The 19,152-nt window shown below is 53.0% G+C and carries 15 protein-coding genes and 1 pseudogene; 1 reads left to right on the forward strand and 15 read right to left on the reverse strand.

All coding sequences use genetic code 11. From position 1 onward, the window contains the following. Positions 1 to 19: 19 nt before the first annotated feature. The 13 genes and pseudogenes from Pr1d_RS15270 to Pr1d_RS15325 form a co-directional block, all read right to left on the reverse strand. Complete coding sequence (locus tag Pr1d_RS15270) at positions 20 to 526, reverse strand: YfcE family phosphodiesterase (protein WP_148074331.1); 507 nt, start codon at positions 524 to 526, stop codon at positions 20 to 22. A gap of 527 nt (positions 527 to 1,053) precedes the next feature. Further along, positions 1,054 to 3,171 carry a heavy metal translocating P-type ATPase gene (locus Pr1d_RS15275; protein WP_210417733.1) on the reverse strand — a complete coding sequence of 706 codons (2,118 nt, stop codon included), beginning with the start codon at positions 3,169 to 3,171 and terminating at the stop codon, positions 1,054 to 1,056. A gap of 109 nt (positions 3,172 to 3,280) precedes the next feature. Next, positions 3,281 to 3,616 carry a heavy-metal-associated domain-containing protein gene (locus Pr1d_RS15280; RefSeq protein WP_238476514.1) on the reverse strand — a complete coding sequence of 112 codons (336 nt, stop codon included), beginning with the start codon at positions 3,614 to 3,616 and terminating at the stop codon, positions 3,281 to 3,283. A 193-nt stretch (positions 3,617 to 3,809) separates the two neighbouring features. Next, positions 3,810 to 4,166 (reverse strand): RND transporter, encoded by a 357-nt coding sequence (locus tag Pr1d_RS15285; RefSeq protein WP_148074332.1) that lies wholly within the window; start codon positions 4,164 to 4,166, stop codon positions 3,810 to 3,812. 32 nt (positions 4,167 to 4,198) lie between these two features. Then, positions 4,199 to 7,435, reverse strand: coding sequence for an efflux RND transporter permease subunit (locus tag Pr1d_RS15290; RefSeq protein ID WP_148074333.1), 3,237 nt, complete (start codon positions 7,433 to 7,435; stop codon positions 4,199 to 4,201). 10 nt (positions 7,436 to 7,445) lie between these two features. Beyond that, the gene (locus Pr1d_RS15295) at positions 7,446 to 9,125 is read right to left on the reverse strand and encodes an efflux RND transporter periplasmic adaptor subunit (protein WP_148074334.1); all 1,680 of its coding nucleotides are present in this window, start codon (positions 9,123 to 9,125) and stop codon (positions 7,446 to 7,448) included. 844 nt (positions 9,126 to 9,969) lie between these two features. Then, on the reverse strand, positions 9,970 to 10,164 hold the full coding sequence (locus tag Pr1d_RS15300) for a hypothetical protein (protein WP_148074335.1): 195 nt from the start codon (positions 10,162 to 10,164) through the stop codon (positions 9,970 to 9,972). Positions 10,165 to 10,175: 11 nt separating this feature from the next. Then, positions 10,176 to 12,638, reverse strand: coding sequence for a heavy metal translocating P-type ATPase (locus Pr1d_RS15305; RefSeq protein WP_148074336.1), 2,463 nt, complete (start codon positions 12,636 to 12,638; stop codon positions 10,176 to 10,178). Positions 12,639 to 12,682: 44 nt separating this feature from the next. Next, positions 12,683 to 13,018 (reverse strand): cation diffusion facilitator family transporter, encoded by a 336-nt coding sequence (locus Pr1d_RS26300; protein WP_238476515.1) that lies wholly within the window; start codon positions 13,016 to 13,018, stop codon positions 12,683 to 12,685. A gap of 18 nt (positions 13,019 to 13,036) precedes the next feature. Beyond that, positions 13,037 to 13,261, reverse strand: a complete 225-nt coding sequence (locus Pr1d_RS26305; protein WP_238476516.1) for a hypothetical protein — start codon at positions 13,259 to 13,261, stop codon at positions 13,037 to 13,039. A 25-nt stretch (positions 13,262 to 13,286) separates the two neighbouring features. Next, positions 13,287 to 14,429, reverse strand: coding sequence for a lipase family protein (locus tag Pr1d_RS15315; RefSeq protein WP_148074337.1), 1,143 nt, complete (start codon positions 14,427 to 14,429; stop codon positions 13,287 to 13,289). A gap of 131 nt (positions 14,430 to 14,560) precedes the next feature. Then, complete coding sequence (locus Pr1d_RS15320; protein ID WP_168205252.1) at positions 14,561 to 14,917, reverse strand: CHC2 zinc finger domain-containing protein; 357 nt, start codon at positions 14,915 to 14,917, stop codon at positions 14,561 to 14,563. A 202-nt stretch (positions 14,918 to 15,119) separates the two neighbouring features. Next, positions 15,120 to 15,449 (reverse strand): annotated as a pseudogene (locus Pr1d_RS15325) (TSCPD domain-containing protein); the annotation flags it as partial. A 227-nt stretch (positions 15,450 to 15,676) separates the two neighbouring features. Here Pr1d_RS15325 and Pr1d_RS15330 point away from each other — a divergent pair. After that, complete coding sequence (locus tag Pr1d_RS15330; protein WP_148074340.1) at positions 15,677 to 18,316, forward strand: methyltransferase; 2,640 nt, start codon at positions 15,677 to 15,679, stop codon at positions 18,314 to 18,316. Between the two features lie 39 nt (positions 18,317 to 18,355). On the opposite strand, the gene Pr1d_RS15335 is transcribed toward Pr1d_RS15330, so the two are convergent. After that, positions 18,356 to 18,592: a hypothetical protein gene (locus Pr1d_RS15335; protein WP_148074341.1), complete on the reverse strand. Its 237-nt coding sequence runs from the start codon at positions 18,590 to 18,592 to the stop codon at positions 18,356 to 18,358. A gap of 102 nt (positions 18,593 to 18,694) precedes the next feature. Continuing rightward, a complete protein-coding gene (locus tag Pr1d_RS15340) occupies positions 18,695 to 19,111 on the reverse strand; it encodes a hypothetical protein (RefSeq protein ID WP_148074342.1) in 417 nt (138 codons plus the stop codon). Positions 19,112 to 19,152 lie beyond the last annotated feature (41 nt).

The raw sequence follows: 19,152 nt of genomic DNA on the forward strand, positions 1-19,152 counted from the left end.
TCAAATTTCTCGCATGTTGCTAATCCCCATCCGGTTCACGAAGGTTGATGATCTCAACCTTAAAGGAACTGGTTTCAACCATCGCGATCGTTGGTCGTCCGAACGACCAGCCGCCTGTCTCGCCAGGGTTAATATGCAACCGGCCTTGAGCGTCGCGGCCGATCCTCGGCTTGTGGGTGTGGCCGTAAACGGCAATGTCGAATGGTTCAATCACTCCACGCAACTGTCGTTCCATGTGGGTCAGCACAAATTTTGTACCGTCGTCAGTCCCGAAGAAGACGGGCGGATCACCAAACAACGTACTGACGATACTCAGTCCGCTACGCAGCCCCGGCTTGTTGCCTTCGTTGTCCCCGAAACAACCTACCAAAGGACAATTAAGGGATCGTAAAGGAGGAACGGCGATCGTGGAGATCAGGTCGCCTGCAAACAAGACGTAGTCGCACTGCTCCTTGTTAAAGCGTTCCACCGCCAAGCGAATGTTGTCCAAATGGTCGTGCGAATCCGCAAATATTCCAACTCGCATGTAGTGCTATTCCTTACCACGGTTAGTCATCGATTAGGCACTGTCGACGGTAGCAAGTACGCTCAGCTGCCTGCCACTGTCATTACCCTATCGCAACAGCGATTCGCCTACTCCGCCTTCGGATCAATGGTTGCCCCAGCCGTGCCGCTTGATTCCCTCTCGTCCCCAGCCTCATCTTCGTCCTTATTCACAGGAAGCACCGTCGTCTTCCCCTTGTCACACGAACTGCCTTCCTGCTCTGAAATCTTGTTGTGATTTGCTTTCCTTGTACGTGTCGCTCTTTTTGTTTGGTGCAACAAGGACAATCACATGCCCCTCCTTCTCCTCCTGGCGACGACCTGGCTTCCGTATTTCCGCACTCTTTTTGGGGTTCCTGTTCACTTTCAACCTCCGCCTCACGCTTCATCGATTTCACACACCAAGGACTTATCGTGTTCCTGATGCGCCTCCGTATTGTCGCTTCTGTTTCAGTCCCGCTTGGACCAGTTGCGTTATGCTCACTGCCCGGTAACTCATTGGCTTCATTCCTATCCCTCCCTGAATCTCAACATTCTCAAACCATTGGCAACGACAACAAACTCACTAATTTCGTGACCCAATACCGCGATCGGCAAAGTAAACTGGCCCGAAACGGCTCCGACGACGAGTACGAGAATGACGATTGCGGACAGGATAAGATTCTGCCGCACGATGGATTGATTGCGTTTGGCTTGTTTTAGCGCGTACACAAGCTTCTCCAAATCGTCAGCCATCAGTGCCACGTCGGCGGTTTCTAGGGCAACATCGGTTCCAGCGGCACCCATTGCGACACCAACGCTGGCTTCGGCCAAGGCGGGTGCGTCGTTCACTCCGTCGCCGACCATTGCAACGTGCTCATGCTGCTGCATCAGTTCTCGCAGCTTGGTTACCTTGTCGTCGGGTTTCAAACTGGCGTGAAACTCGTCGATGCCAGCTTCTTTGGAGATTTGTGCCGCCGTTCGTTCGTTATCTCCCGTCAGCATCACGACCTTCTTGATGCCGATGTCGTGCAATTGCGCAATCGCATGTCTGGCGTTCTCGCGAACCGTGTCACGCATCGCGATTGCGGCCCACGCAACCTTGTCGGTTCCCACGACTGCGACCGTCTTGCCCTCGTCTTGCAAACGGTTGACGACGCCGGATAGCGACGTCAGATCGACCTTCAACTCCTCCTCGAATAACTTCGGTTTGCCGATGTAGATTAACTGGCCATCGACCGAGGCGGACGCACCGGCTCCGGTGATGGATTTGAAATCGGTTGCTTTGCGAGGCTGAATCTCTTCGCCCTCAACAAAGCGAACAATCGCCTTGGCAAGCGGATGTTGACTGAGTTGTTCGATGGCGGCGGTGATCGCTAAAACTTCATCGCGTGACGGCACGTCGCCGTGGTCAGCGAGTTCGCAATCGGTGACCGTCGGTTCGCCCAGCGTGATCGTGCCGGTTTTATCCATAGCAACGACGTTGATTTCAGCGAGCCGTTCGATATACACGCCACCCTTGATCAACACACCATGGCGAGCCGCCGTTCCCAATGCGGCGACAAGTGTCACAGGAATTGAGATCACCAAGGCACAGGGAGCAGCGGCCACGATAAAGATCGTAGCGCGAATGGCCCATTGATACCACGTGGTATCAAGAAGCAACGGAGGCAACACCGCAATCGCGATTCCGACGAGCAGCACGGCGGGGCTATACCAGTTGCCGAATCGCTCGATGAATCGCTGGCTTTCGCCTTTGCGTTCTTGAGCCTCTTCGACCATCACAATGATGCGCGAGATTGTGTTCTCTGCGAATGCTTTGGTGGCCCTGACTTCAAGCGATCCTTCGGCGTTGATGCTGCCCGCGTAGACGGTATCACCAACGCCTTTCTCAACCGGCACACTCTCGCCAGTCACGGGGGCTTCGTCCAAGCTCGATGCACCAGAAACGATTTCGCCGTCTGTCGGAACGGATTGCCCCGGATGCACGAGAAACCGATCCCCCGGTTGCAATTCCTCGGCAGGCACTTCGCGTTGCTTCCCATCCTCAATCAACAGCGCCGTCTTTGGCGTCAGGTCCATCAACGCCCGGACGGCGGAACGAGTCTTCGCCTCGGTATAGCCCTCAAGAGCTTCGCTGATCGAGTACAGAAACACCAGCATCGCCGCCTCGGCAGGTTGCCCCAGCACGTATGCCGCGATCGCCGCAACGGTCATCAGCAATTCGATGCCAATTTGATGCTCGAAGATCAACTCTTCAAGAGCCTCGCGACCGAAATAGTAACCGCCAATCAGGATACTAAGCGTGTAGAGCGAAAGCGGCAGCCAACCGTCAACAGCGTAACTGAGCAACCATCCGACCAGCAGTAAAACACCCGAGACGATTGCGGCTAAGACTTTCGGGTTTTTCCAGAACGGCGGCAGACTGGCTTGCTCGCCTTGTTTTTGAACCGGAAAGCCGAGTTCGGAAAACCTTGCTTTAACATCGTCCTGTGAGAGTTCATTTTCATCGACCGAAAACCGTACCGTCCCGGATGATGTCAAGATTTGAAGCAGTTCCATATCGTCCTGCGACTCCAGCGAACGCCGCAATCGCGCCGCGTCGTTCTCGCAGTCCATATTGGCAACTCGTAAACGGTATTCTCTCATCTGTTGTCCTCTATTGTTGTCATAGCCTCCAAGTGTAACGGTGATGTACTTTCAAAAGCCACCGGGAACAGTTGATCCCGGTGGCTACAACGTTACAGCAGGATAGATATCATTTCTTTGGTTTAGAGGTAAACGTCCCACTCGGACCTTCGAGCTTCACAGGTTCTTTGCCAGCTTGCTCAACCGCTTCCCACAAATGAAGCGGCGACAAGGTTGCATCAGCTTCAGGTTCGACAATCGCAGTTTTTGACTTGATGTCCGTCTTCACGTCACCAACGCCAGGAACTTCCCACAACTTATCCGCCACCTTCTTGGCGCAGTTCTCACAGGAAAGAACTTTCAAGGTGATGGTGGTCTTCGACTTAGATGCTGCTGCCCAGCTTTGGCTGGTCATACAGAAGGCAAGAGCAAACGTCAGGGCAATACATAGAGAGGTACGGTACATTTTCAGATTCCTTTCTTATAAAACAAAACTTCCAAACAGTAAGTCCTTTCGCAGGGGGATGAACGTTACATGGCTATCTCCTTAAGTTTTGGGATTGGGGGAAGGGCTACAGCGCGAATGGCAGCGAGTGACTTTGCAGGCTGGTAATCGCGCAAAATATGTTGCGCAGTCAATACGGTTATAGGATTTGCTGCTATTCAGGTTGAGGCGGTTTGTGGCCGGTCTTCGCTTCGTAGGTGGCCGCAAACTTGTCGAAGCGTTTGGGACTGCAAATGAAACATTGCGATTCGGGCCGCTTGTGTTCTTCGCACCAGTCTCCCGCTTCTTTGAACTTGACAACTAGGCTCTTGTCACAGAGGGCACAATCCTCTTCGGGTACGCCGTGTTCGACACACCACCAGCCGCCATGACTGTTGTCAACATTAGTCACTGCGTGTGATCGGGCAGTACCATCCGATGCCGTCTCGCTTTTTCCGCAGCCACTGAGAGCAATAACGCTGAGCGATAACAGCCCAAACAATAGGCTTGGTCTTCTAAGCATCCAATTCATTCGTTTCTCCTTCGGCATTGCCGAATCAAGGGTTAGACTGTCAATCGTTCTGGCGCGTTTTTGGATTCAAACGAATAGTCTGAATCCAATTCGTGCTCGACTTCTGGATTATTTGGCGGATCTGGTTGGAGACGATGACGGTCATCATCTCCTCCATCTCCATCAAATTTTTCAACAGGTGAGTTGAAAACAACGTAAAGTACTCGCAGGACGAGCAAGCTCATAATCATCGCACTGCAAACGCCACCAATGACTACGGTGGCGAGTGGTCGCTGAACTTCCGCACCCATGCCCGTGCTGAATGCCATTGGCACGAAGCCAAGACTAGCGACCAGCGTGGTCATCAAGATCGGACGTAAGCGAGTCATCGCGGCTTCTTCAACCGCTTCGTCGAGTGAGCGACCAAGCCTTCGCAGTTGTCGAATGGTCGATACGAGGAGCATATCATCGAGCACCGCGACGCCGGACAAGGCAATGAAGCCAACCGCTGCCGAAATCGAAAACGGCATATCGCGAATCCACAAGGCAAGCACACCACCGATCCAAGCAAACGGAACGCCCGTAAAGACTCGTAGCGAATCGACCCAGTTACGATACGTCATGTAGAGCAGAGAGAGAATCATCAAGAGCGCGATCGGCACGACGATCATGAGTCGTGTTTGGGCACGCTCCAGATTCTCAAACTGCCCCCCCCACTCAATGCGGTATCGTCCAGTAGGGAATTGCACTTTTTCAGCGACGACTCGTTGCGCTTCGGCAACGAAACTGCCAAGGTCACGCCCCCGAACGTTTGCCTCGATTGTGATCCGTCTCTGATACCAATCCCGTTTAATTGTGTTCGGTCCGTCGACCTTTTCGATCGTGGCCAACCGCGATAACGGAATTCGTTCGCCCGATGGTGTCGCGACTAAGATTTGACGAATGGCATCCGGATTAGCACGGGCTTTCTCTGGCAGCCGGATAATCAAAGGAAATCGCAACTGCCCTTCGTAGACTTCGCCAACATGGTGCGTCCCGAGTGCCCGCACGAGATTCATCACTGTGCTAGCCGTGATTCCATAACGTGCAATCTCGTCTTGTTTCACACGGATTTGCAGAACAGGCTGGCCGGATACTTGTTCCACTTTGACATCTTCCGCACCGGGAATCGTGTTGAGCGCCCGTTCGACCTCCGATGCCTTTTCGACCATCAAATCAAGATCATCGCCGTAGAGAATGGCGGCCACATCGGAGCGAACCCCCGAAATCATTTCATTCATCCGCATTTCAATCGGTTGCGACAGAGCGAGACGCGGGCCGGGCAAGTCTCGCAATTCTTCTTGAACAAGCTTCGTAAGCTCTTCTTGTGTCTCAGCACGCATCCATTGCTCACGCGGACGAAGCGTGATAAACAGGTCGGTAAGCTCTGTTCCCATGGGGTCGGTTGCAACTTCTGCTGTGCCGATTCGACTCCAGACTTGAGCAATCTCGTCTGGGAACTTTTCTAATAACACCTGCTCCATTTTTGTGTTGTAACGAATCGATTCCTCCATTGTGGTTCCGGCCAGCCGCACCACATTAAGCGTAATCGCACCCTCGGAAAGCCGAGGAACGAACTCGGAACCTAGGTTAGGAGCTACGAGCGAAAAGACGCTCACCAGCAGCAACAAAGCCGAACCAATGACGAACGCTTTGTGGTGCATCGTAAACCGCAGCACCGGTGCGTAAAGTCGCTTGAGCACCCTGATAAGCAGCGGCTCTTTTTCTTCAATGCGTTTGGGCAAAAACAGGCTTGCCAAGACAGGCATCAATGTCAGCGACAAAACCATCGACCCAGCCAGTGCCATGATAACGGTCAACGCCATTGGCCTGAACAACTTGCCCTCGACCCCTTCGAGGGTCAGGATCGGCAAGTAGACAATCATGATGATAAGTTCGCCAAACATCGTCGGTTTACGAACTTCGACTGCTGCATCGCGAATAATTTGTAAGCGACTTCTGCCGTTTCGGTTATTCGCTAAGTGTCGCACACAGTTTTCGATCATTACTACCGAACTATCGACGACCAGTCCAAAGTCAATCGCACCAAGGCTGAGCAGGCTGGCTGCAATTCCGAACTTCAACATTCCTGAGAAGGCGAAAAGCATCGATAGCGGAATCGCCATCGCAACGATGATTCCCGCTCGCAGATTGCCAAGAAAGATGAACAACACTGCAACAACCAGCAGTCCACCCTCGAATAAGTTTTTCTGGACGGTGTGAATAACGTCGTTGATCAGCTCCGTTCGGTCATAGACCGTTTGGAGTTTCACTCCGGGAGGCAACGTTTCACGAATCGATTGTACCTTTTGCTTGATTGCCCAAGTAACATGGTGGCTATTCTCACCCATCAGCATGAAGCCAAGTCCCAGAACCGCCTCGCCGCGACCGTTCGCAGTGACAGCACCGCGACGGATTTCGTGACCGACCTGCACGTCTGCCACATCGTGGACGTAAACTGGAACGCCTTCTTCGGTCGCGATTACGATGTCTTCGATCTCTTGGATATTGACGGTTCGCCCAACACCGTGAACGAGTAGCATTTCGCTGCCGTCAGTGACCGTTCCACCGCCGACATTTTCATTATTCGATTTGATTGCATCGGAAACCTGCTCAAAGGTCAGGCCGTACTTGAAGAGACGCTCAGGATCGAGTCGCACTTGATATTGTTTTTCGTAGCCGCCCCAACTGTTTACTTCCGCAACGCCGCGCACCGACCTCAACTGGGGCTTGACGATCCAATCATGGATCGTTCGCAATTCCGTCATCCGCTTGATGCGTTCTTCCTGCGACACCCTCGAGAAATCGACGCCGTCATACACCAAGACATAGTGAAAGACTTCCCCCAACCCAGTTGAGACAGGTCCCATTTGCGGTCGCTGAATTCCGTCAGGCAATTCTACGGTTGTGAGACGTTCGTTGATTAATTGACGAGCGAAGTAGATATCAATGCCGTCGTCAAAAATAACCACAACCTGCGACAAACCGAACTTGGAAATCGAGCGAAGTTGATTCAAGCCTGGCAAGCCGCTGATCGCTTGCTCGACTGGAAATGTGATCTGTCGTTCGATCTCTTCGGACGCTAACGAGGGGGCGACCGTATTGATTTGAATTTGCACCGGAGTCGTATCCGGGAACGCATCAATGTCGAGTTGTTGAAGTGAGAACACCCCAACACCCGCAAACAGCAACGTAACCAAAATAACCGTGGCACGGTGCTTGAGCGAAAAATCAATGACCCAATTAAGCATCCTTGCTCTCCTATTCGGCGACGCAGTCGCAGCCTGCACCAAGGTTGTTTTTAAGAAGCTGCGCCCGAAGTACGTCGCTGCCAGCGGTCGCGATGACTTCACCGGGCAGGACGCCGGAAATCACTTCGGTGTATTTTTCGCTAGTAGCGCCCAATCGAACCGAGCGAACATGGAAGACCTTGTAGTTCTCTGGACTGTCGAAGTAGTTCTTGTCGCGAACAAAGACGACTTGGCAACAACCTTCCCAGTGCGATGAACCAGTCGGAATGACGATGGCGTCAGATTCTGTCCGTAAAACTACTTCTCCCGTGCCAAAAGTTTCATTGCGAAGCCTACCGTTAGAGTTATCTAGCACCGCGCGCACTTGAACCATGCGAGTCGTTTTATCTGCCGACGTGCTGATCCAATCGATGGTCCCACTTACACTCTCACGACTGCCATCAGCTTGGAAGTGAACTGGTTTCCCGATCGCCAACTGGCTCATATTTTCAAGCGGAACGTTCAGTGTCAGCCACATCTGGCTAATGTCGGCGACCTGAAAGAGAATACGTGTCGAATCAACTACTTCGCCCGGGGATACGAATCGTTCGATCACCACTCCATCCAGGGGAGAGAAGATTGGCAACAGATTTGATGTTACCAATTGGCTGTTGAGTCGTGCCTGAAGCGAATCCGGGATTCCGAGTAGACGCAATTGGTCAAGAACCTGTTGTTCGGACAATCCCTGCAGCGAATCGACTTGCACTGGCAAGCCAAGATTTCGCAGCGACTGCTCTACGCTTAAGACATCTGCTTGAGCCTTTGCTAAAGCAGCTTCCGCGTCGAGTATTAGGGATCCGGCGATCGCGTTTCGGGCTTCAGTAAGTCTAGCGACGTTTTGTTGTTGAAGCTTTCGCTCTGCAAGTGAGCGCATCAAAGAGGATTTGAGTCCGCCGACTTCAGCGGCATCGACGACCGCAAGAACTTCACCTTTGGAAACTCGATCTCCTACGTTCTTCTCAACGACCCAGACAGTGCCCGGCACGCGAGAGGCCAAGCTTGCTTTGCGCGTCGGATCGTAAACGATTTCCCCACTCCCATTGACCACCTCAACGACCGGAGCGCGTTCGACCAACTCAACATCGACACCTGCCTGACGCACTGACTCAATGGATGCGAACTGGATGCGAGTCTTGTAGACTTCGCAAGCACTGTTGTTCTCTTTTCGTGGAGCAATAGCGAGCGCCCGTGCCGCCCGCTCAAAATCAGTTGGCAAAACCATCGGCGTATCCTTCAATTGCGCGACATCCGGATGATGAAGCGGACAGTTATGAACGCCGTGTTCGGGACACCATCCATAGTCCGGCCCTTTTGGCATCAGTGTCGGGTCGCACTCGACGCAGATGGATTCCGGCACACTGTGTTCTTCGCACCAATCACTTATGACCGGTTTCACGGTGCCAGTCAGTGCGGCAAATTTAGGAATCTTCCAGTCGTTGTGGTGCCCGAAGTAAAACACCGCCGCGAATCCCGCGAGGACCAACGTCGGTCCAATGCTTTCCAAGAGCATCGAAAGCACGCGTCGGAGTGGACTACGAGGCTTGGCATTCGCACCTTGTTCCGACTCTTGATCCGAGCGTCCGTTTGCAGATGACGGGGCGGGATGGCGGCTCTGTGGATTATCTAGCGCATCAATAATTGAGTGACTCATGACAGAACTCCTGCTGGTGGAACACGAGGCAACCACGGATCACGACTAACGCAATCCGAGTGGTTTACCAAGGGGCAAGCGAACCAGACTGAAAAACTCGACGCGCAACAGCAGATGCAATTGGTTACGGAGTTCGCTGGTTAGCGAGCGATGGCCAGCAGCGGCCTAGATCAAGAGAGACGCGAAGACGAGACGAATCGAGCGTCCGCTTAGCAAGTCAAGTCGATGCGGGTGTTCTTTACATTGCGACGCAATAATTTCCGTGACATCCGCCGTATCGAAGCACACTGGTAAGAAGTCTAGCGACAACTCGATGCAAGCAGCAGTTGTACGACCACTAAATTCAAACGCAACCTGACAAACGCAGCCGGTATCGCAGGGAACTGGACAATCGCAAGGCGAATCAATAGGAAGAGGTGCCGGAACCTCGTCGCTTTGGCACGCTTCATTGTGACCCGCCGAACAAGTGCAAGTGACTGCTATCTCTTCAGTAAACACACAAGCATCACCATTGCTAACCGCACAAAAGAGCGGGCACATAGTCACACGAAGTGCGATGAACGAGATGATGGCCAGACGAAACATATTGGGGGTTGTATTTTTCCAGGAGATAGCTAGATGGTCAAACAAGTATACGCCCCAATTGATCCTGCTGCAAGTGCGAATTAAGGCCGTTGCTGGCTGAACTAGAAAGCGAATGTGCTAGAAAAAGCGATTTCGAGGGGGCTTATGTCTGGCGGCTCTGCAAGATAATCCTTATCAGCTATCAACTCAAAATTAACTGTGATTCAAGATGGCTGCATTTATTCTTTTTCCTTTGTCCTCTGAATCTTCACCTAGACGGTCAGAGTTGTTGCCAGGCAGGCGTATGTCTGACCCACGGGCAAAGCACTAAGCCGAGATAGAACAAAGCCAACAACACCGCAGACGCGATCCACAAGTTGCGACTCGGCTTTCGCAACGTATCGAGCCAGTAGTAGATGAAGAAGTACCAGACGACCGCTTCAAGCAAGCCGAGTACGATATGTTTGAGTTCCATTGTTGTTCCTTTTAGTTATTAGGTTTGTAAGCCAGTAATCGCAACGCGTTGAAGACGACGACCAGTGTGCTGCCTTCATGCAGAGCAACTGCAGGGCCAATGTTGAGTCCGAGAATCGTGGCGGGAACGAGAAACGCGACCATGCCAAGACTCATCCACAGATTCTGCCGAATGATGCTGCGGGTGGATCGGCTGAGACCGATTGCCAGCGGCAGGTGGTCGAGGTTGTCGGCCATCAAAGCGACATCTGCCGTTTCAAGAGCAACGTCACTACCGGCGGCTCCCATCGCAATGCCGACCGAAGCGGACGCCATTGCCGGAGCGTCGTTGACGCCGTCGCCGACCATTGCGACGCCGCCTTCCCTTTGCAGCTTTATTATTTCGCTGACCTTATCGTCCGGCATCAGATCGCCACGAGCCTCATCAAGTCCGACTTCTTTGGCAACCGCGTCAGCAACTTGCTGGTTGTCGCCGGAAATCATAATCATCCGCTCGATGCCGAGTTCTCGAAGACGAGCAATGGTTCGTTTGGATGCTTCACGAGGTGTGTCCATCAATCCGATGACGCCAAGATAACGGTCGGCACGGCGAACAACCATCGTTGTACGACCATTTCGCTCGAGTGATTCGACAGTCTTACGGACAGAATCGGGCAGCGATGGCCCGTCGACCTCAGCGAACAGGTCGTCTTTACCGATGTGAACAACTTCACCTTCAACCGTCGCCTGAATTCCTCGCCCCGTAATACTTTGCAAATCCGTTGCTTCGGGGATTTCAGTGTCGCCAAGTTTTGCTTTCCCGTCTCGCACGACGGCTTTTGCCAGCGGATGCTTGCTCAAATCTTCAACAGCGATCGCTGTCCGCAAAAGTTCCGTTTCTTCGATGTCATCTGTCGCCACAACATCCGTGACTTTCGGTTCGCCTTCGGTCAACGTGCCGGTCTTATCGAAGGCGATCGCATTGAGGCTGCCAAGACTTTCCAATGGTCCTCCACCTTTGACCAGAATGCCGCCTCTTGCCGCCCTAGCCACTCCGCTGAGTACGGCACTTGGCGTGGCGATTGCCAAAGCACACGGGCTGGCCGCGACCAGAACTGCCATCGCTCTGTAGAAGGATTCGCTGAAACTCTCATCCAGCACCAGCGGTGCGAACATCAGCAGAACAACTAGAACGATCACCGATGGAACAAAGTACTTCTCGAATCTTTTCGTGAACTTCTGGGTCGGTGAAACTCGCGTCTCCGCTTCACTCACCATCGTCACCACGCGAGCCAAAGTGTTCTCTGCAGCGATCTTGGTGACTTGAATTTCTAATGCACCGGATTTGTTGATCGTTCCGGCGAAAGCTCGATGCTCTGGAGGAAGAGATTCCGGATCGTCCGCTGCTGCATCTGCGTCACTGACCGGACGCTTATCAACGGGAACACTTTCGCCCGTTATCGGAGCCTGATTGATGCTCGATTCACCGAGGATGACAAAACCGTCTGCTGGAACTCTTTCATCGGGCTTAATGACGACGATGTCACCGACGACAAGTTCTTCTACAGGGACTTCGGATTCCGTGCCGTTCCGTCGGACGCGAGCCGTTCGCGGAGCAAGTTCCGCGAGTGCTTCGATGGCACGCTTGGCCCGCCCCATCGCGTAGCCTTCCAGTGCATGACCGATGCTGAACAAAAAAAGCAGCAGCGCCCCTTCCGCCCATGCTCCCAGCGACGCCGCTCCGGCGGCGGCAATGAGCATCAGGAAATCTATCTCGAACTTGCCATCGCGGATTTTCTCAACGGCTTCCAAGACCGTGTAATAGCCTCCAAAAATGTACGCAGCGATGAAGCAAACCAGCGGCACCCAGTCTATGACTTCAGTAAACGTCTCCAGCAACCATCCGACCAACAGGAAGACGCCGCACAGAACGGCAAAGATCAGTTCGCTTCGCAGCCCAAAGACGCCGCCATGAGCATGGTCGCGACCGGCGTGATCGTGATCGTCCTCATGGCCCTGATCGTCGTGTTCGTCGCCGGTGTGATCCGCCTCCACTACTTCACTGGTTCTCGACCATTTAACCAAAGCCGTCTCAACCGCCTGGTCGTTAGCGACTTTACGATCGTATTCGACGCGAACCGCACCGTCGGGAGCAACGACGGCTTCCAGCACACCGCTCACTCTCGTCAAACGTGATTCGATGGCGGATGCACGCCGAGCATGCACTGCTTCGATACGCCTGACGAAGTGACCGTACCGATCTTCCAGCTTAGCGCCTTCCCGACGGGCGATCTGCTCAACCTCAGCCATTGAAATCGCGTCCGGGCTGAAGTGGATGCACAGTCGATGCGGCTGGCCTTTGTCCGCTGTTGAGACATGTGCATCGTCAATCCCAGCGTGCTCCCGCAGACGCTCAGAAATTCGCTCGACACACCTGTCGGGAATATCAGGCACGCCGGGCAGCAGAAAACTGAGTTCTATTTTGACTTTATTCATTCGTCCTCGTCATTTTTACTTCTTCGTTGACAACCTGTTTCGATTCAAACCAAGGCAGCGACCGGATCAGCCCACCACCACCCTTGCCACTGCGCCAGTACGGTTCCCAGCAATACCACAATAGTTTGATACTCACAGATCATGGTGTCGATGGCGTCATACTTCAGTGAGGGAGAGTCCGTCTTCTTGCCGTAACGATGCTTTCCCCATGCAAGTACAGGATTGACGAGCAGCGACACCACCAGAATTCCGATGCCCCACCATGACATGCTTGGTGATTGACCGCTCATAAGCTTGCTTATTGCTTCGTACAGAATGAACAGAACTGCGATGGTGAACGCGCCAGATAAGACACTTAGTGCAATCTTCTTGCGTTTCAACACATCTTGCTGGCTGATTCACTTCTCTTCTCCATGCAGACGCCAAATCATAAACGCCGCTGAGTTCGCCTCGACGATACTGTCTACGCCCCAACTGATAAGTGCGGAACTACCTGTCAAAAACCCAGCCGTCAACGAAACGCCAACTTCCAATATGTTGTAAACTAGGCTCGCTGTCTCGACACAACGTCCGCGACGCAAAAACTGCTTCCTGCCTTCGTCTTGCCTGTTGTTCCCAGTCATCTCCTCTCCCTCCTACTATGGCTGTTTAATTCGAAGCATCGCGATTGAGGAAGAACAGTATCTTTTCCAAGTAGAGTGCCATAGCGTGATCCTCAATAAGCGGTGAGCTACCACCTACCATGGGAGCCCCATCTGGCGTGACTTCCGGTACGGTCTCTGCTGCTTTCAGATTTCTTTGCAATTCTCGAAATTCTCGCTCAGAAAGCGGTTCGATTTCTTCATCTTCTTCACGATCTGTTGCAGCGACCTTGCGATCGTCGGCGCTAGCTCCAAAGGAGCGCTCCTGCGATTCCGATCTGCGGATCATTCCTTCAGTATACCAAACGAGTGATCCACAGTGCCGATAGCTAGGAGGGATTCGCGGTACCACGTCAGCATCATTCACAAAGTGGGCATATTTTCTATTGAGGATGTCATTGAGATGTTGAGCAAAGTCTTTTCGGGCCACCATGGGCTGACCAAAGGTAATGAGTCCTGTGACTTCCCGATTTTCATTTTCGATGAGATCGTAGGCACACAACACCGCCAGAGCACCGCCCAAACTGTGGCCCGTAATCCAAGTTTTGCAATTTGTATCGTGTGTTCGCAGTAGCTGCTTGACTTGACCGCTGAGCGACTGGTACGCCTTGTAGAATCCTCGATGGACACGGCCATCAGACGTGCGAGTTGGAAAAGTTTTTAGGTTGGCGATCCAGTCAGGTACATCGTCAGTTCCCCGAAACACGATGACTGCGATGTCGTCTTTTTTCAGGACGTAGCCGAGCATCGAGGCCACTTTGATCGAGTCAACATTGGTAAACCCTAGCGATTGTAATTTGGCTTCGGCCTCGACAGGAGCGAGGTAAGCGGCCTCACTGATTTCGCCCATCAGCTCTGCAACTGGCCAATCTGCATAGGCTGCGGCATCCCAGTCGGCACTCAAAATTGTCACTAAGTTGGTCGATGGAGGTAAGTCAGGCCGCACCCAGTTCGGCTCAGGAATCGTTGGTTCTCGGCCGGGGGGAGAGACAACAACGACGAGAAGTCCAACGATGCCGATGGTTATGACAGCTAGACCAAACCAGAACAGTCCCTTCGAACACTTTGGCAGCGGATGAAACCAACTGGCAACAAGGGATAGTCCGCCGAGGATGAAGATTGCCAGAAGATTGGAGAGGAAAAGATTCATTGCTGTTTCCAAAGAACAAGCTCAGTTTTCCAATTATGCATGACTAAGACCAACGGATTGTATAATCCTGGCAGTCTTTCAAGTAGGTCGACGCTTTTTGGCCAATGCTACCTTTCAAAGGGATGGGAGGACTAGCTCCTCTTCTCTATTCTGGGGATTTCGCGGCCCAGCTCCCGGCAGAGCGCGACGGCTACGCGGACACATTGGTCGCGGGGGATGTCAAAGTAGTGGGCGGCTAAATCGAGCTGATTGCCCCCCGCTTCGCACTTGCGGCACTTCCAGGCGTTCTTGCTGGTGGATACTGCGAATATCGTGCTGGTCGGGGAACTGGAGCCGTGGACCGGACAAGGACCGCGAACCTCATCGCCACGTGCTTTAATCGCCTGCCACTCAAAAAGCTCCAGTAGATCGATAATCGATATCTGTGCCTTGAGGGCCTTGAAATCAATCGGGTCCAGTCGCCGGTTATCGCCATAGTACATCATCATGGCCTCCACGCTAAACGCCTCTGGTCTGCTAGTCAAACTGAGTGGAACCAAAAAAGAACAGAATAGAGATGAGGAGTCAGTCCTCTCTCCTCTTTTCCAGGTATTTGATCCCGATTCATAACAGGTCCTGTGCATGATCTGTTTTTGTTCCATGATTACGCAGAAATCAATCTCCACTTGCCTTAGAGACATCGCTGTCAGGAAAATTCATCGCCAGCCAGCGGAAGATGTAATCGATGAGGCTCGTCGCTTCAGGAATCTCTTTGTTGGTGGTATGCCCACACGGCTCGAACCGGGTGTGCTCGAGTTTCGCAGCCAGAACCTTTAGCGGCACGCCGTATTGCAGCCCCAGTGAGGTAAGGATCCCAATCGTGTCAAACAGTCCGCTGAGCGTACTACCCTCTTTGGCAATCTTGATAAACAGCTCCCCCGGCCGGCCATCCTCATAGAGCCCCACAATCAAATACCCCTCTGTGCCACAAACACTGAATTTGTGCGTGATTGAGGTGCGGGTCACAGGGAGTCGCTCGCGCGGGATGCTCCCGGACAATTCCGCGAAATTATCCGCTGGTTGGTGTTCATGAGGCGATGGAGATTCTTCCTGGTGCATGGTTCATTGTGGCACATGTCAGCTCGCTAATCCAACAGTTTGAGTGACAAGCGTTTCCCTACTGCTACTACCAGTATGTCTGTCTTTCAGCTATGTCACGGTTCGTTAACTAGAGGACATAACATGACGAACAACAAAGATACTTAGTAATGCAACAACGGACTTTTGATTTTGATGTGGTGATAAAACCACCTGAGAAACTTCAGCAGAAAGAACCGGAACTGGTGGCCGAAGTCACCTCACTGCCACCGCCGCCACTGGTCCGGCCCGACCGGCAGATCGTCTACGAATGTGAACACTCCGAGTGGCCAGAGCCTGCGGAGTTGCATGATCAGGTTACAATCACTGTCGACCGGATCCGGGATGATATCGATGGCCCTGCCCATCGCTTTGTCATCCGGCGGGGTGATACCGTCGAAGCGCACCTGAGCCCCAATCGCTTCCATACCGGGCAAGTCATAGGCATCAGCCATGCCAGAAACGAAGTCCGGGTCGCCTGGGATGACACTCTCCAAAATGGCGAATGGTTTAATGTGGGAGCCATCTATCCGGCCCCAGAAACCAAACCAAACCGACTCACAAACGGCATACCACTCTCAGAGATCATCACTGAGTTAAACAGTGAGCACCAGCCGGATGGTGGCTGGCATGAGGCCGACCGAGTTCCCCATGAGGTCCCCTACACGTTCGCTGAGTTCAAAGAAATCTGGAAGACACGCGACAGAGACCTCACGTACCAGGAGTATCAAACTACTTTTGAGCGCATTGTAGAGAGCGAAGAGGCGATTCATTCTGAGCTAGGCAGTACCTACAAGGCTCCCCAGCTCAAGGCCATTGCCCATAACCTGGGGGACTTTAGTGCCCGCAGTAATACCAAGGCTGCGAACGCCAAAAGTATTTACCGCAAGATGCTGTCGTTTTTCTTATTGGATGGCTCCGTCTCTTTTGGGATGGGAGAAAGCTACACCGCAGCGGTGAAGGCCAAGGTGCGAGGCGTCACCGAAGAGGCTTACGAAGCCCACCACAAAGAGTTTGCTGAGAAAGAGGCGGAGAGAAAAGAGGCGCTTGCCAATCCACAAACCCTTTACGATTTTCAAAGGTTTATTGAGGCCAAAGGCGAAGCCGCACTCACTGGCGAGCAGATGGCTCTTTGGGATGCGCTCCACGCGGATCTCGCTCGTGAACGGCGCGCAGCTTCCGGACCGGCAGCCACTGTCACGCAATTTGAGAGTGAAGAACTCGGTCAAGTCGAATTCACCATCAAGCAAGGGTATCACGAAAAAAGAGAGTGTCCGCTCTGGATTGTGCAACTTGGTTCTCGCGTAACAGCACCCACGTTCAAGGAACTAAAGACCAAAGCCACCATGCTGGGGGGCTGGTATTCCTCTTTCAAAAAGAGCGACGCGGGGTTCCAGTTCCTCTCCGAAGAGTCAGCCAACAAGTTTACCAAACTCCTGGAGGGGGATGCAGACCGTCAAGAAATCTTAGTGGGTCGTAAAGAACGCAAAGATCAAACGGCAGCTGAACGACTCCACGAACTGGCCGACAATCTGCTTGCCCGAGCCGAAGAGACCCTTGCCGCCAGTGAAGCGTCGCTGCAAAACACCGCTCGACGGGCTGACATTCAAGCAGGTGTGCGAGGCAAAGCGTATGCTGACCAGGCACTTGCCAGATCGCTGCACTCCGTTGCCAATGTCCTTTCTACGGGAGCAGCCAAGTACCTTGACGGCATCCGACACAAGACCCACCTGGAAACGCTCGACACCGTACTCTCTCTCGCCAAATGGGCGAGAATACGAGCGATCCGAAAAGCAGAAAATGACCATGAATATGGCTACGGTCTCAGGGTCCAGGAGGAAGAAGAAAAACCTTACTCGGAAGAGGATATCCGCTTTGCTGAATACCCGTATCCTTCCATTTACCGGCGTCATCTGGAGGAGGCAATCGGGTATTGCCTGGTGAAAAATGGCTGCAAGCAGGCAGCCGCCAAGCTGGCAAAAACGGTGCGCCGCTTGCCCGGTGAGTTTCTCGAATTCATTCATAGCCATGATATTGAGCAACTGACCGACTTCTTGTCCCGGGCGAAATCGGTGGGGTTTGACACGACGTGGCTGGACGAGCGACTGGAAAAACACCACCGCCTACAACGTGCCCACATCGATGACTTGCACACGCTCCGAGCCGCTCTGCGAGAATACCTGCCTCACAAAGCCAGCACGCGAGGCGATGACCCGATTCGCGTGGCCGAGCGTGAACTCATCGGCAAAGACCTGCCAGGTTTTTTTCCGACACCCCGTGCCGTAATTGAACAGATGCTCGACTACGCCCAGATTCAACCACAGCACACAGTGCTGGAGCCCTCTTGTGGCAAAGGGGATATCGTCGAGGCACTGCGACAGACGATTCCTGCAGCTCAGATTTCTGCCCTTGAGAAAAACCGAACGCTCGCCGAGGTCCTTGCCGCCAAAGCGATTGAAGTTGAGTTTACTGACTTCTTGGAACACAACCGACAGTACGACCGGATTGTGCAGAATCCCCCTTTTGAATCAGGACAGGATATCGATCATGTCAGACATGCCTTAGCATGTCTGACGCCCGGTGGCAGGCTTGTTTCGGTGATGTGTGAAGGACCGTTTTTTAGAAACGACACGAAGTCTACTGAGTTTCGCGCATGGCTCCATGAGATCGCGGGCGAATCCTACGAGTTGCCGGCAGATGCCTTCCGTGCGACCGACGCCTTTCGCCAGACGGGAGTGAAAACGAGGATTGTGGTCATTGATAAAGATTAGCTGGCGGCAGTTTGGAGGCCACTATTTCGGCGCTCACGCCTAGGAAGTTCCTCCTGGAAATATTCTACCGTCAGGTAGCATCACATCCTCCAGGGCCAACTGGTCGGCATGTTCCCAATCGGCGGTAAAGTCGGGTGTGTCGGCAATGGTGATCATGCCGTTTTCTTGAATGTCTTCTTGAAGTCGGATGCAGGCTGCTTCGAGCGAATTGGCTTCAACTTCCACCTCCGCAAAGGCCCGCAGGTTCATTCGCACAGGTATCGCATATTGTGTCATGTTGTCTTCTCCTCTGTCATTTTATGAAGAGATTATCGGTCAGAACGCGGGGCTAAGCAAACTTTCTTGAATTTGAAAGCGGCCAGTCGCCATCGACCCAAACTAACTCTCAGTCTCCCCTTCTGGTACCAATTCTTTTGCCCTGAGACGTTCTTCCCAGGTGGCAATTTCCGCTGGTTTTGCTAGACCCGAGCTACGCACGACTTCGATCGCCGCCCCCAAGGCTAGCAGCGACATCTGACAACCGGTGTTGAGTGCCCACCTCAGATACTTGGGCTTCACTTCTCTGACCGGCCGATTCTTGTGCTTGCCGAATTGGAGCCGAGGCTGGAACGCGTCACTCTTGGTGACACACAGCTGGGCATGCACTAGCCTCCCCCCGCACCAAGTGCAAGGGTCCGGCTGGGGTGGGCGTTCATTGAGATACCGGACATCTTCCTCAGTCAACTGGTTAAAATCATCTGCCTCTGCTTGTTGCTCAGGTTCATTCGAAATGTTGTTGGATCTTGATTGGTTCATGCTCCCGTTATGCAGGTAGTGGTATCAAGTGTTGCATTAGG

This window comes from Bythopirellula goksoeyrii (genome assembly GCF_008065115.1).
In the GTDB taxonomy this organism is placed as follows: Bacteria; Planctomycetota; Planctomycetia; order Pirellulales; family Lacipirellulaceae; genus Bythopirellula; species Bythopirellula goksoeyrii.